Source organism: Ruegeria sp. K7 (assembly GCF_056531785.1).
Genome location: NZ_JBQFMJ010000006.1, coordinates 119,760 through 131,663 on the forward strand (window position 1 = coordinate 119,760; position 11,904 = coordinate 131,663).

Below are 11,904 nucleotides of genomic sequence, written 5' to 3' on the forward strand. Positions count from 1 at the left end.
GCATGATTGTCTTGTCATTTCTGGATTATGCCTTTGAGAGGAGATCGAAATGAAAACTGTCGACAAAGCCATGATGCTGCTGCGCCAGTTTTCGTTGGAAAGCCTCGAGATCGGTTTGAACGACCTGGCGCGGGCAACAGGGCAGGACAAGGCGGTCACGCGCAGGCTGCTGGTCTCACTCATCAGTCATGGGTTCATCGAACAGAACCCTGAGAACCGAAAATACCGTTTGGGCCACGGATTTCTCTCGCTGGCCAGGTTGAGAGAGGCCACCGTTCCGATGGTGAAAGCAACGCAAATCGTATCGCAATGGTTGTCCGCCCAGGCAAATGAAACGGTGCATGTCGGTATTCCCGGCGACAAGGGGATGGCGACCGCGGCCTTCACATTGCCGCCGCGTGGGAATGTGATCAACCTGCGGCCCGCGGATTCCTACCCATTTCATTCGTCGTCTTCGGGTCTTGCGTATTTGTCGTTCTGTTCGGATCAGACGCGCGAGCAATTGTTGGCACTCAAACGGGAAAAGCTGACGCCGTACACCGTGACGGATTTGGAGACGCTCAGGAAGCTGATCTCGGAGACCCGAGCCCGAGGGTTTGCCTGCAGTCGCAATGCGGTTGACATCGGCGTTGCCAGCGTGGCGAGACCGTTCTTCATCGATGGCAAGGATCCAGCGGGTACCGTTGCCATTGCCGTTCCCGATGCGAGTTTGGATGAAGCCCGAACAGAGGAACTTGCAGTGCTTCTTCAAACCGCAGTGGAAAAGCTTGAAATCGCACTGACTGGCGCACCAAGGCCCTGATAAAGAAATGGTGCGATAATCGCACCAATGGTGCGATTTATTGTGATTGCTGACCATTCTTTGGCACACATCACCCGACAGCGCAGGGTGGATCCGGCACAGCTTGACCCCACGGCGTTTGTGATCCGAAACCCCGAAGATCGGCTGCCTTGCAGACTGAAGGATTGTTTTGATGCCCGACTCTTTTCCTGAACAAGCACCTGTGGTGATCATCGGTGGTGGTATCATCGGCATCTCGACCCTGTATCATCTGGCAAAGCGCGGTGTTCCCGCAGTTCTGGTCGAGCGGCGGAAGATCGCCAGCGGAACAACCTGGCATGCAGCCGGGATCGTCGGGCAGTTACGCGACAGCACGGCACAGACCGAGCTGGGCAAATATACAGCGCGCCTTTTCAGCGATCTGGAAATCGAAACCGGACAGGCGACCGGCTACAAGCCAAACGGCACGATCAATCTGGCAATCGGCGATGTGCGCCACGAACAACTGCTGCGCAGCCACGACCACGCAGCCCGCATGGGGATCGAGACCTTCATGCTGCCCCGCGATGAGTTGAAAGAGAAATGGCCATGGATCGAAACCGACGACGTGAAATCCGCATTCTTTGTTCCGTCGAATGGCCAGGTGAACCCGCTTGACGTTACGGTCGCGCTTAGCAAGGGCGCGCGGGCCATGGGAGCAATGGTGTTCGAAAACACCAGGGTTGATCGTCTTGTCATCCGGGATGGCAAGGTGGCTGGTGTCGGCACAGAAAGGGGCGTGATCGCGACCAACAAGGTGTTGCTGGCGGGCGGCATGTGGAGCCACCTGTTTGCCAAGGCACACGGAGTTACCGTGCCGCTGCACGCGACTGAACATTTCTACATTGTTACTGAACCTGTGGACGGCCTGCTCAGGACCCAGCCGATTTTGAACATCGCCGAAGAGCGGACCTATTGGAAAGAAGACACTGGCAAGCTGCTGATCGGGTCATTCGAAAAGCATGGCAAGCCCTATGGCAGGAACGGCATCCCCGAAGACTTCGAATTCGACGAACTACCGTTTGACATGGAACACGTCGAACCGAACCTTGAAAAGATGTTCGAACGCATGCCTGCACTAGGCGAGATGGGCATTCAGACTTTTTTCAACGGGCCCGAGAGTTTTACACCCGATGGACGTCCCTATCTGGGTCCGACCAGCGAGATCGAGGGCCTGTTTGTCGCCGCCGGCATGAACTCGAACGGAATCCTGAACTCGGGTGGTGTTGGCCTGACAATGGCGGAATGGATGATCGACGGCGCGCCGTCGCGGGGCATGGGCCCGATGCTGGTCCGCCGGGCGCACCCATTCCAGCGCAATACCAAATACAATCATGACCGCAGCGCCGAGTCAGTGGGCTTCCATTATGGCGTCAACTGGGTCGGACGGCAGGTCCATTCGGCACGCGGCGTGCGTCGGGTGCCGTTGCATGATCGGCTGAAAGAGGCAGGCGCGACATTTGCCGAGCGGATCGGCTGGGAGGTGCCGATGTACTTCGACCCCGAAAAAAAGGGTTGGAACGAAGAGCCAAGCCTGCGGCGCAAAGACTGGGCACCGCACGTCAGCGCCGAATGTCTGGCCGCCCGGGATGCTGCTGTGCTGATCGATCAATCGATGTATTCGAAAATTCAGGTGCAGGGTCCGGACGCGGTCAAAGCGCTGAACAAGGTCTGCGGCGCGCAGATGGATGTCACGGTCGGCACCTCGGTCTACACCCAGTTCCTGAACGCGCGCGGCGGGATCGAGGCCGATGTGACCGTGACCCGAACAGCGCAGGATTGTTTCATTGTAATTTCAGGCCATCCCAGCCAGATGCGCGATCAGGCATGGATCAAGGATCACGCCGAACCGGCCTGGCGGTTCGAGGTGTTCGACGCGACCTCGGGCTATGGCCTGATCACGATCCACGGTCCAAGATCGCGCGACATACTGTCAGCCATCTCGGGCGACGACCTGTCGAACGAGGCCTTCCCCTTTGGCGCGGCGCGAGAAATCGACATGGCTTATGCCCGAGGGTGGGCCATCCGGCGCTCGTTCATTGGTGAACTCGGGTACGAACTGATGATACCCACGGAGTTCGTCGCCGGTGTCTATGAAGCGCTGATTGGGGCGGGCAAACCGCACGGACTGCTCCATATGGGAATGTTCGCCATGAACGCTTGCAGGCTCGAGAAGGGCTTCCGACATTTCGGGCATGACATCGCCGAGGATGACACGCCTTATGAAACCGGGCTGGGTTTTGCAGTAGCGCTGGATAAGGCTGGCGACTTCCTCGGCAAGGACGTTCTGACTGAACAGAAGGCTGGCGGTGCCGCGACTGCGCACCGCATCGTATCCTGCAAAGTTGACGACCTGGATGCTGAAACCGGTCCGTATCTGATTCACAACGAACCAGTGTGGAAGAACGGCAGGATTGTGGGGCATGTCACCTCGGGCGACTGGGGCTTCCGGTTGCAGGCGATGGTCGGTTTGGCCAGCCTGCACCATGAGGAAGGTGTCTCGAAGGCCTGGATCGACGAGGGCGGCTTTGACGTTCAAATCGCCGGGGAAATGTACCCGCTAAGGGTTCAGTTTGCGCCGTACTACGACCTCAAAGGAGAGTTGATGCGGGGCTGACACCAGACCAGGGAAGCTCAATTGACAATCGCGCAGCCTAGTTCTTAATATGTTAATTAAAATTCAGCGGAGGACCTCATGGTGGACAAGACGATCCTTGTCGTTGGGACATATGACACCAAAAACGACGAGTTGGAGTTCATGGCGGCAAAGATCCGTTCCTTGGGCGGTGGTGTGTTGACCCTAGACGTCAGTGTTCTGGGCGACCCCGCCAATCCCACCGACTATTCGAAACATGATGTGGCCAAGGCGGGTGGCAGCTCGATCCAGGCCGCCATAGACAGTGGCAGCGAACATGTGGCTATGCAGATCATGTCCGCCGGTGCCAGTGATCTGACCCGCCGCTTGCACGATCAGGGCCTGATTGATGGTGTGATCATTTTGGGCGGCACCATGGGTACCGATCTTGCGCTGGATGTCTGTCAATCGTTGCCCATCGGGGTGCCCAAATACGTCGTCTCGACCGTGTCCTTCTCGGCCCTGATCCCGGCCGAGCGTCTTTCGCCGGACATCCAGATGATCCTCTGGGCCGGGGGGCTGTATGGGTTGAACGCGATCTGCAAATCGTCGCTGTCACAGGCGGCAGGCGCCGTTTTGGGGGCCGCACGCGCGGCAGAACCGGCCAAAAGCGGGCGTCCGATGGTGGGTGTCACCTCGTTGGGGACCTCATGCCTCAAATACATCAAGACACTCAAACCTGCGTTGGAAGAGCGCGGTTATGAAGTTGCCGTATTTCATGCCATGGGCATGGGCGGCATGGCCTTCGAACAGATCGCAGGCCAAAACGGTTTTGTCTGCGTTATGGACTTTGCCGGGTGCGAATTGGGCAATCTGCTGGCCGGTTCCGTCGTGAACGCAGGCAAGGACAGGCATCGCGGGGCAGGGCGGGCCGGCATTCCGCAGATCGTGGCCCCGGGATGTATGGACCTGATCGATTTTGCGGGCTGGCAAGACATCCCGGAACGGTTTTTGAACCGTCCGATCCACACCCACAACAAATTGGTCAAGAACACCTACTACACTGCTGACGAGCGGCGCGAGATTGCCCACGAACTAAACAAGCGCCTTGGCGAAAGTCCCGCGCCCACCCATCTGATCATACCGCGCGGCGGCATCGAGGAATGGGACCGCCCGGGTGGAGATTGTCACGACCCAGATGGCCTGAGCGCGTTTATTGAGGCTCTGACAACTACTGTCGCGCCTTCGGTTCATGCAACCGAACTGGACGCCCATATCAATGACCCGGAATTCTGCATAATCGCCCTGGAGATATTCGATCAATGGGTCGCGCAGGGTATTGTTCCCACCGGCGAACCTACTGCCTAAGCGCGCTGCTTCCGTCCGGAGTTCGCTTGGGAACCTTTGGCCTGTCGACTGTGACCCTCGCACAGCCTGTAGGCGCGAGGGCATCGGTGAAGGACATTTCGACTTCTGTAGTGGCCGTTCGTTTAGTTAGATTAGGCGTCAGTCTTTGACTCTTAGGCTTTCTAGTCCGTTTTTGAGCGATCGGAAGCGCGTCGCGCCAGTATCTTCACAATTACGGCGGCCAGTTCGGGCGCGATTGTCCCAAAAGGGTCCCGTGACATCTTTTTGACATGCGTAATCGCGTCCTGCGCCTGTGTCAGCCCGTCGCGGATTTCTTCTTCGATGTCTGCCAGCGCCATGTCGCGCAATTCAGTCACTGTTTCACTGTCGGACTGCGAGGACATTGATTTGGCAAAGAGGGCCAGCAAAACCGCCAACACAAGGTTCGCTGCGGCAACCAGAAGCGCCGACAGCGGTTTCGATAGTGTATCTGACAATGCGAAATAGCCTGCGACATTCAGCATGATCACAGCCAGCCCCACGGCCAGACCGGCCGCGGCATATAGCCCGGTGCGGCGCGCCGCGATGGTAAATTGCCGCTGGGCAATCAGCCGTTCTGAACGTAGGACGATCGACAAGTTTCTGGAAATACGGCTCATGATACGCTCCTACCGGGACCGGCCAATCAAGTACCCAAGGGCAAAGACACCAAGGGCAAACAGGATCGGCTTTTTGTGGGGCAAATCTTCCAGTTCGGTCAGCACATCTTCGATCTGCCCGGGAAGATGTCGCAGATTTTCGGCCCAAGCTTCTGATATTATCTCGTGATCAGGTGTCTGTGGGTCATTGGTTTCGCGATGTTCAATCGGCTTCTCGTTGCGGGAATACTCCGCCAATTGGCGCTTTAACTCAGCAACCTGCTGTTCAAGCTCTGCTTTTGTGACCATCCCTTTGGACCCTTCTGCCCCGGTGTTCTGTTTGGCTACCTGAGCCTCGCGGTTGGTGTCCGGGGTCTCTGTTCATCAACAATTAATCGATTGGCGTGCAAGGTAGCAACTTCGTGGACATGTGTGATCGGTTCCGCTGCACAAAAGTTCCTTATTTAAGCCCAACTTAACCCAGTATAACAAATGAAGCGTGTTTCGCGAGTGTGAGGTCACTTTATGGCGAATTATTCGTATATCGGGTATGATCCCAGCGTAATAACCGTCTCGTTTTTTGGCGGCGGTGTCACGCTGTCCAATACGTATGACCCGAATGCGGACCGGGTGTTGTTTTCGGTGGTTGACGGCGCCGGAGGGACGCTGGTCAATGGCGCGCCGGACAATGGCACGGATTTCAACGGTGACAGATTCAACAACGAAGTTGGCGATGACCTGACGCAGACAGGCGACGTGACCAGTCTGGACGGGTCTGTCACGTTCCTGAGTGGCAATATCTACCTCGAAGAATCCTATCAGCTTTTCAAACCGGGCGGCGGGACGATCGACGTGTTCCGGGTCGAGGTCGACGGCACCTTGGCCGGTTATATCACGTCCGAACCGCTTGTTCCGGGCACCAACTACCCGTTTTCAATCTCGAATGTAACGCCAGGAAACGCGCCGGATACCACTGACCCCGACGCAATTGTCGATGTACCCTGTTTCGTGAAAGGTACCCTGATCGGCACACCAGTCGGTTCAAGGCCTGTCGAAAGCCTGATGGCCGGAGATCTGGTTGATACAGCGGACGGGCAGGCCAGGAAAATTCGATGGATCGGATCACGCACCCTGGATTTGTCCGCGCAGCGGCATCTGACACCGCTCCGGATAGCGCAAGGGGCACTCGCGCCGAACTCTCCATCGTCGGATCTGATGGTATCGCCAAACCACCGGATGCTGGTGACGAAGCCTGTCAATGAAATCCACTTTGGTGACGAGGCGGTGCTGGTCGCGGCCAAGCATTTGCTGGGCCTACCCGGCGTGTCAGTCGCGGCGGACGTGTCGCAGGTAACCTATTTCCACTTCATCTTCGACAGGCATGAAATCGTGCATTCAAATGGCGCGTTTTCTGAAAGCCTTTATCCCGGTGACATCGCCGCGCGAGGCTTCTCAGAGGAGTCCTGGAACGAGATTGCCGAGATTTTTCCCGAGATCGCCGATGGAGTATGTAAGAACTATGGCCCGACGGCGGCGCGGGTTCTGAAAAAACACGAAGCCACCATCATGGTGGGCTGACTTCCGGACTGGAACCAACCTGAAGATCGTTGATTGCGGGGGCCTGAAGGCTCACGAAGCGCCATTGTTTTGCGGATGAGGTCTGATTTCACGCACGTCCCTGTGGTGGCGCTCGGCGGCAAAAGGACATTCTAGCCTCACAAGAAAGGCGAAAAAGACGGGCCGCTGGGGCAGCCCGTCTTTCGGCAGGACAAACCTGCCCTCCACAACGTTGCCGGTTCGCGTTGATAAGGAACCGGTTGGCTGATCGGGGAATCAGCTGCCGATGGAGTTCGCAAGGGGTGGCTGAGCAAAATCGTTGGCAGGGGCCGTCAGGTCCTGCACGCCGGTCCCGGGCATCAGCTCAAACCCCAGATCGATCTGGTCCAGAGTTGAGGCCAGTTGCGCCACCAGATCCGCATTGCCTTCGGACTTCGCCGTTCCGTCCGCCAGCATATCTGTCAGCTTCCGCTCTCCGGTCATGACCTGTTCCAGGTCGGTGCGGTTCAGAGCAATCGAAAGGTCGGCGTCATCAGCTTTTTGGCCCACGATGTGGGTCAGCGTGGCGTTGCTCATCTCGACCACGATGTTTTCGTCCCGATCGGGGATCGTCAGATTGATCGTGAACTCCATCCCTGCCGCTTTGGCGCTGTTGACGCGGATGCCAAGAAAGTCCAGCCACATGCTTGTCGGCATGGCCTTGATCGTATCCGGGCCGGTGGTTTCGATGGTGGCGCCCTGAGGGATGCCATTGCGCAGTTCATATGCCGCCCCCAGGAACGAGTTGCGGACCGAGGGGCTTTCCTTCTGATATCCAATCTGTTCGAAGGCATCGGCCAGCAAGTCCTTGGCGGTCTGGTTCTGCGGCTCGGCGTAGACAAGTTTGTTGAGGATCTCGGTCGCTTCGAGATATCTCCCGGCAGCCACCAGTTCCTGACCTTTTGTTATGATCGGTCCGGCGCCGCCCATCATCTCGACAAACAGTGGTGCGCTGTCTTCGGGTGAAGGGGGCGTCAGCGTTGTCGGGTTGGCATCCCAATAACCCAGATAGCGGTTAATCACTGCGCGGCTGTTATGCTCGACCGAGCCATGATAGCTGCGTGCCGCCCATTGATCCTGAAGGCTCTGCGGCACCTCATAGACGTTGTGGACCTGATTGATGGTTACGCCCTTGTTGGCCAGGTTCAGAACCCCGTTGTTGAGGTTGGCATAGGTGTCGCGCTGTGCCCGCATCACCTCCTGAATACGATCATTGCCGAAACGCGGCCATGAGTGCGAGGCAAACATCAGTTCGGCATCCTGCCCGAATTCGTAAAGCGCATCGTTGATATGCTTGGACCAGCTCAGCGCATCACGGACCAGCGCGCCGCGCAGGGTGTAAATGTTATGGATGGTGCCGGTGATGTTTTCAGCCGCCCAGAACGCTTTGAGGTCGGGGAAGTAGGTGTTCATCTCCGCCGGGGCCTCGGTACCCGGTGTGTTCTGGAAGATCATGCGCACGCCGTCGATAGTGATCTCTTCATAGTCATCCGAGACATAGCGGGTCGGTTCAATCAGGCCGGTGGTTCCGGCTGAGGTGTTCTTGCCGATCGACTGGTCCACATGGCCGTAAGGATTTCGCGGCAGCAGAACGCCGTATTGGAAGAACAGCCGGCGGTTCATCACATTGCCTGCGTAAACGTTCTCGGAAACAGCATGTTCCATGAAACCGGCAGGCGCGATGACTTCAACGCCATTGGCGACATCTTCGTCGGTAATGACACTGCGCACACCGCCATAGTGGTCGGCGTGAGAGTGTGAATAAACCACCGCTTTGACCGGCAACTCACCCACCGTGTCGTTCAGCAGTTTCAATGCGGCCGCGGCGGTTTCCTTCGACGCCAGCGGGTCAAAGATGATCCAGCCGTTTTCGCCGCGAATAAAGGAAATATTCGACAGGTCAAAGCCACGCACCTGATAGATCTGGCCTTCCAGAATTTCAAACAGGCCGTAGTTCATGTTCAAAACTGCCTAACGTTGCAGCGACGGGTGGATCGAATCGAACTCCTGTCCGTCTTCCAGCAGGAAGTCATAGCTGCCGATATCCCAGGCCACAGTTCCGTCCTCGGTCGTGATCTGGCGATAATCGGGAAGGGCGATCAGGCCTTTACGGCTTTCTTCAAAATCCCGCTGATCCTCGAACGGCAGGGTGTTGCGCAATTTTTCCTGAAACTTGACCGTGAACTCCGAGGGCAGTTTGCCCTTGGGATCAAAATGCTCCTGTGCGGCTACAAGACTGGCGGAGACAGTCGGCAAAGCGGTGGAATGGGCCAGAATGTGTCGACGTGCCATAGGTTGGGCAGCTCCAATTGATAAATGCTCGATCGTGGTTTTCAGGAGCGTGTTCAGATGTTCCGTTCCGCTTTCTTGGAAGTTTGGAAAGACAAACCGATCACCTGCTGCAACTCCTGTTGAAGCAAAGGCTGTTATGCATTCGCGCGCGCTCGTGAAGTGCGAACATGTTGCTACCTGGGCGGTAGTGGATGTAAAAGCGGTGAAACATTTGCCATAAGAGCCGATAACAAAACCATTTTTCAGAACTGGATGCCGGATTTGTCCATATCAGAGCAGGATATCCGCGCGCAGTTGCAGCGCCTTCTTGACCACCCGGAGTTTTCAGCGACGCCCCAGCGCAGAACCTTTTTGGCTTATGTGGTCGACGAGTATCTGGCCGGGCGGGCTGGCCATATCAAGGGCGTGTCGATTGCCATGTCGGTCTTTGATGGCGATGCCAGTTTCGATCAGCAATCCGATCCGGTTGTCCGGCTTGAAGCGCGCCGTCTGCGTCAGGACATCGATGGTTACTATGCCGGTCCTGGTCGCGACGATCCGATACGTCTCAGCATTCCCAAGGGCGGTTATGCGCCGCGGTTCGAACGGATGACGTCCGCCGAACCCAGTTCTGTTCAACCCGCATCAGAGCCTATGAAAAAGGAAAGCCGGTCGCGATCCACCAGAATATTTCTGGGTGCGTGCCTTGGGGTGGTATGTGCAGTGATATGGACGGGATGGTCTGTCTTGTATGACCCGCCCTCGGAACGAGACCCGGGGTTGCCCAAGGGGCCAATCATTGCGGTCTTGCCGTTTGATTCAATGGGCGAGGCGTCCTTGGTTCTGGCTGATGGCATTGCGCAACAACTGACGACCGAACTGATCAGGTTCAACGATTTGTGGGTTCTGCCACTGGGGACTGTTGGCCGTTTTCAGGGCGGCGACACCGATCCGCAGACGCTCCGGACTGAATTCAAAGCGGACTACGCGCTTGAAGGCAGCGTTCTGGAAACCAGAGATTCCCTGCGCTTGTCAGCACGGCTGATCAATCTGGCCGAGGCGCGGTATGTCTGGGTGCGCAGTTATTCTGTCGGGCGGTCCCCGACCGAGATCTATCGTGCTCAGGATCAGATCATCCGGGACGTTACCGGGCAGTTGGCCGGCAAATACGGATTGCTGAACCATGACGCGATGCGGTCCGCAGCCCGCACACCGCCCAGAAACCGGGACGCCTATGACTGCGTTCTCGAGTATTACGCCTATCAGATCCGCATGAACCTCAGTCGCCACGCCGAGGTCAAATCCTGCATTCTGAAAGCGGTTGACCAAAATCCTGACTACGCCGAGGCATGGGCGGTTCTGTCGAACCTTTATCTGTAGCAGGTCCGGTTTAATCTGGGTGGCGATCGTACCCAGGTACTGCAATCTGCAAACGTGGCTGCGCGCCGGGCGTTGCAGATCGATCCCAACCTGCCGACGGCCCATCTGATGCTGGCGAACCTGAGGTTTGTCATGGGTGATATGGATGGTTTCCGGAAGTCGGGTGCAGTAGCGATTGACCTAAATCCAAATGACGCGGCCATCTTGGCGCAATACGGTATGCGCCTGGCCTTCAGCGGAGACTGGGATGAGGGGTTGGCACTGGTGGATCGCGCGATTGCGCTGAATCCGGTTTACCCCCATTGGTATCGGTTCCCGCGTGTCTTCTACCTGTTTGATCAGGGTGAATTCGAACAGGCCCTGGCGGAGCTGAACCAGATCGAGATGCCGGATTTTTTCTGGACGCATCTGTGGCGCGCAGCCCTCAGTCACGAAGCCGGTCAGCCGGATCGGGCCAGGGCTGCAATCCGCGACCTGCTGAGACTTCAGTCGGATTTTCCCGCCAACGCGTTGAAAACACTCTCCATCTGGCAACTGGATGAAGCATTCAAGCAGAAACTGCTGCGCAGTCTCAGCGACGCCGGACTGCCCGGCGACACCTGATTTAATAGTCCGCAACCAGCAAAAAGTCGGGTGCCACATCTTCCTCGATTGAGGCGAAGCGGGGAATGGGATCTTCGAACACGTTGTCGGTACGGTCATCGTTAACCGTGGACACCTCACCAATCAGACAATCGCCCTGTTCCGCCCAGAAAGCATGCCAGATGCCCGGCATAAGCGTGACACTCTGGCCCGGTTTCAGCCGCAGGTGCTCGCCCGGTTGGATTGTCACGGGGCAACTGTCACTGGGTACGGTCACGGCATTATCGTGGTCGATGCCGCCCCCGGCGTCAGATCCATAGATTTCCATAACCAGATCGCCACCGCCACGGTTGATGATGTCTTCAGCCTTGATGATATGCCGGTGCATGGGCGAGAGCTGTTTGTCCCGCGAAATCAGCAGTTTCTCGGCATACAGCATGCCACGCCCCTGATTTAGTTGGGTCACGTCGCCATTGCGCAGGGTGAACAGAAACAAGCCCAGTTCATCAAACCGACCTTGTCCGTAATCGGTAATATCCCAGCCCAACCCTCGTTCGCGGATACCTGCAGCTTGCGGGCTGCGGATTTCGTCGGGCGACCAGTTCGCAAAGGGTGGCAGAACCGCCCCGAAAGACTGGATGAAGGCCTGAGCTTCTGCCTTGATGCGATTGATTTCGGATCGTTTCACGAAAGAC

At 57.1% G+C, this 11,904-nt stretch carries 11 protein-coding genes; 6 read left to right on the forward strand and 5 right to left on the reverse strand.

Going from position 1 to position 11,904, the window contains the following annotated elements; all coding sequences use genetic code 11:
* The first annotated feature begins 49 nt into the window (after positions 1–49).
* The 3 genes from ACR0FE_RS12155 to ACR0FE_RS12165 all read left to right on the forward strand — a co-directional run bounded on the left by ACR0FE_RS12155 (position 50) and on the right by ACR0FE_RS12165 (position 4,763).
* The gene (locus ACR0FE_RS12155; RefSeq protein WP_480912904.1) at positions 50–802 is read left to right on the forward strand and encodes an IclR family transcriptional regulator; all 753 of its coding nucleotides are present in this window, start codon (positions 50–52) and stop codon (positions 800–802) included.
* Positions 803–974: 172 nt separating this feature from the next.
* Positions 975–3,437, forward strand: coding sequence for an FAD-dependent oxidoreductase (locus ACR0FE_RS12160; protein ID WP_480912905.1), 2,463 nt, complete (start codon positions 975–977; stop codon positions 3,435–3,437).
* Between the two features lie 78 nt (positions 3,438–3,515).
* Positions 3,516–4,763: a Tm-1-like ATP-binding domain-containing protein gene (locus ACR0FE_RS12165; RefSeq protein ID WP_480912906.1), complete on the forward strand. Its 1,248-nt coding sequence runs from the start codon at positions 3,516–3,518 to the stop codon at positions 4,761–4,763.
* 161 nt (positions 4,764–4,924) lie between these two features.
* On the opposite strand, the gene ACR0FE_RS12170 is transcribed toward ACR0FE_RS12165, so the two are convergent.
* The gene (locus ACR0FE_RS12170; RefSeq protein WP_480912907.1) at positions 4,925–5,401 is read right to left on the reverse strand and encodes a phage holin family protein; all 477 of its coding nucleotides are present in this window, start codon (positions 5,399–5,401) and stop codon (positions 4,925–4,927) included.
* A 9-nt stretch (positions 5,402–5,410) separates the two neighbouring features.
* Positions 5,411–5,689, reverse strand: coding sequence for a hypothetical protein (locus ACR0FE_RS12175; protein WP_170611274.1), 279 nt, complete (start codon positions 5,687–5,689; stop codon positions 5,411–5,413).
* Positions 5,690–5,905: 216 nt separating this feature from the next.
* Between ACR0FE_RS12175 and ACR0FE_RS12180 the strand changes: the two genes are divergently transcribed.
* A complete protein-coding gene (locus tag ACR0FE_RS12180) occupies positions 5,906–6,958 on the forward strand; it encodes a Hint domain-containing protein (RefSeq protein ID WP_480912908.1) in 1,053 nt (350 codons plus the stop codon).
* Positions 6,959–7,213: 255 nt separating this feature from the next.
* On the opposite strand, the gene ACR0FE_RS12185 is transcribed toward ACR0FE_RS12180, so the two are convergent.
* Both ACR0FE_RS12185 and ACR0FE_RS12190 read right to left on the reverse strand, forming a co-directional pair.
* A complete protein-coding gene (locus tag ACR0FE_RS12185; RefSeq protein ID WP_480912909.1) occupies positions 7,214–8,935 on the reverse strand; it encodes an alkyl/aryl-sulfatase in 1,722 nt (573 codons plus the stop codon).
* Between the two features lie 12 nt (positions 8,936–8,947).
* Entirely contained in the window at positions 8,948–9,268 is a 321-nt protein-coding gene (locus tag ACR0FE_RS12190) for a hypothetical protein (RefSeq protein WP_480912910.1), read from the reverse strand.
* Between the two features lie 252 nt (positions 9,269–9,520).
* Here ACR0FE_RS12190 and ACR0FE_RS12195 point away from each other — a divergent pair, with 252 nt between their 5' ends.
* A complete protein-coding gene (locus tag ACR0FE_RS12195; protein ID WP_480912911.1) occupies positions 9,521–10,627 on the forward strand; it encodes a hypothetical protein in 1,107 nt (368 codons plus the stop codon).
* Between the two features lie 54 nt (positions 10,628–10,681).
* Positions 10,682–11,230 carry a tetratricopeptide repeat protein gene (locus ACR0FE_RS12200; RefSeq protein WP_480912912.1) on the forward strand — a complete coding sequence of 183 codons (549 nt, stop codon included), beginning with the start codon at positions 10,682–10,684 and terminating at the stop codon, positions 11,228–11,230.
* Position 11,231: 1 nt separating this feature from the next.
* On the opposite strand, the gene ACR0FE_RS12205 is transcribed toward ACR0FE_RS12200, so the two are convergent.
* Positions 11,232–11,897, reverse strand: coding sequence for a D-lyxose/D-mannose family sugar isomerase (locus tag ACR0FE_RS12205; protein WP_480912913.1), 666 nt, complete (start codon positions 11,895–11,897; stop codon positions 11,232–11,234).
* Positions 11,898–11,904: the final 7 nt, after the last annotated feature.

What these genes read in the sequence shown, in the direction of transcription:
- ACR0FE_RS12155 (WP_480912904.1), top strand. Translation starts at nt 50, where the DNA reads ATGAAAACTGTCGACAAAGCCATGATGCTGCTGCGCCAGTTTTCGTTG.
- ACR0FE_RS12160 (WP_480912905.1), top strand. Translation starts at nt 975, where the DNA reads ATGCCCGACTCTTTTCCTGAACAAGCACCTGTGGTGATCATCGGTGGT.
- ACR0FE_RS12165 (WP_480912906.1), top strand. Translation starts at nt 3,516, where the DNA reads ATGGTGGACAAGACGATCCTTGTCGTTGGGACATATGACACCAAAAAC.
- ACR0FE_RS12170 (WP_480912907.1), bottom strand. Translation starts at nt 5,401, where the DNA reads ATGAGCCGTATTTCCAGAAACTTGTCGATCGTCCTACGTTCAGAACGG.
- ACR0FE_RS12175 (WP_170611274.1), bottom strand. Translation starts at nt 5,689, where the DNA reads ATGGTCACAAAAGCAGAGCTTGAACAGCAGGTTGCTGAGTTAAAGCGC.
- ACR0FE_RS12180 (WP_480912908.1), top strand. Translation starts at nt 5,906, where the DNA reads ATGGCGAATTATTCGTATATCGGGTATGATCCCAGCGTAATAACCGTC.
- ACR0FE_RS12185 (WP_480912909.1), bottom strand. Translation starts at nt 8,935, where the DNA reads ATGAACTACGGCCTGTTTGAAATTCTGGAAGGCCAGATCTATCAGGTG.
- ACR0FE_RS12190 (WP_480912910.1), bottom strand. Translation starts at nt 9,268, where the DNA reads ATGGCACGTCGACACATTCTGGCCCATTCCACCGCTTTGCCGACTGTC.
- ACR0FE_RS12195 (WP_480912911.1), top strand. Translation starts at nt 9,521, where the DNA reads ATGCCGGATTTGTCCATATCAGAGCAGGATATCCGCGCGCAGTTGCAG.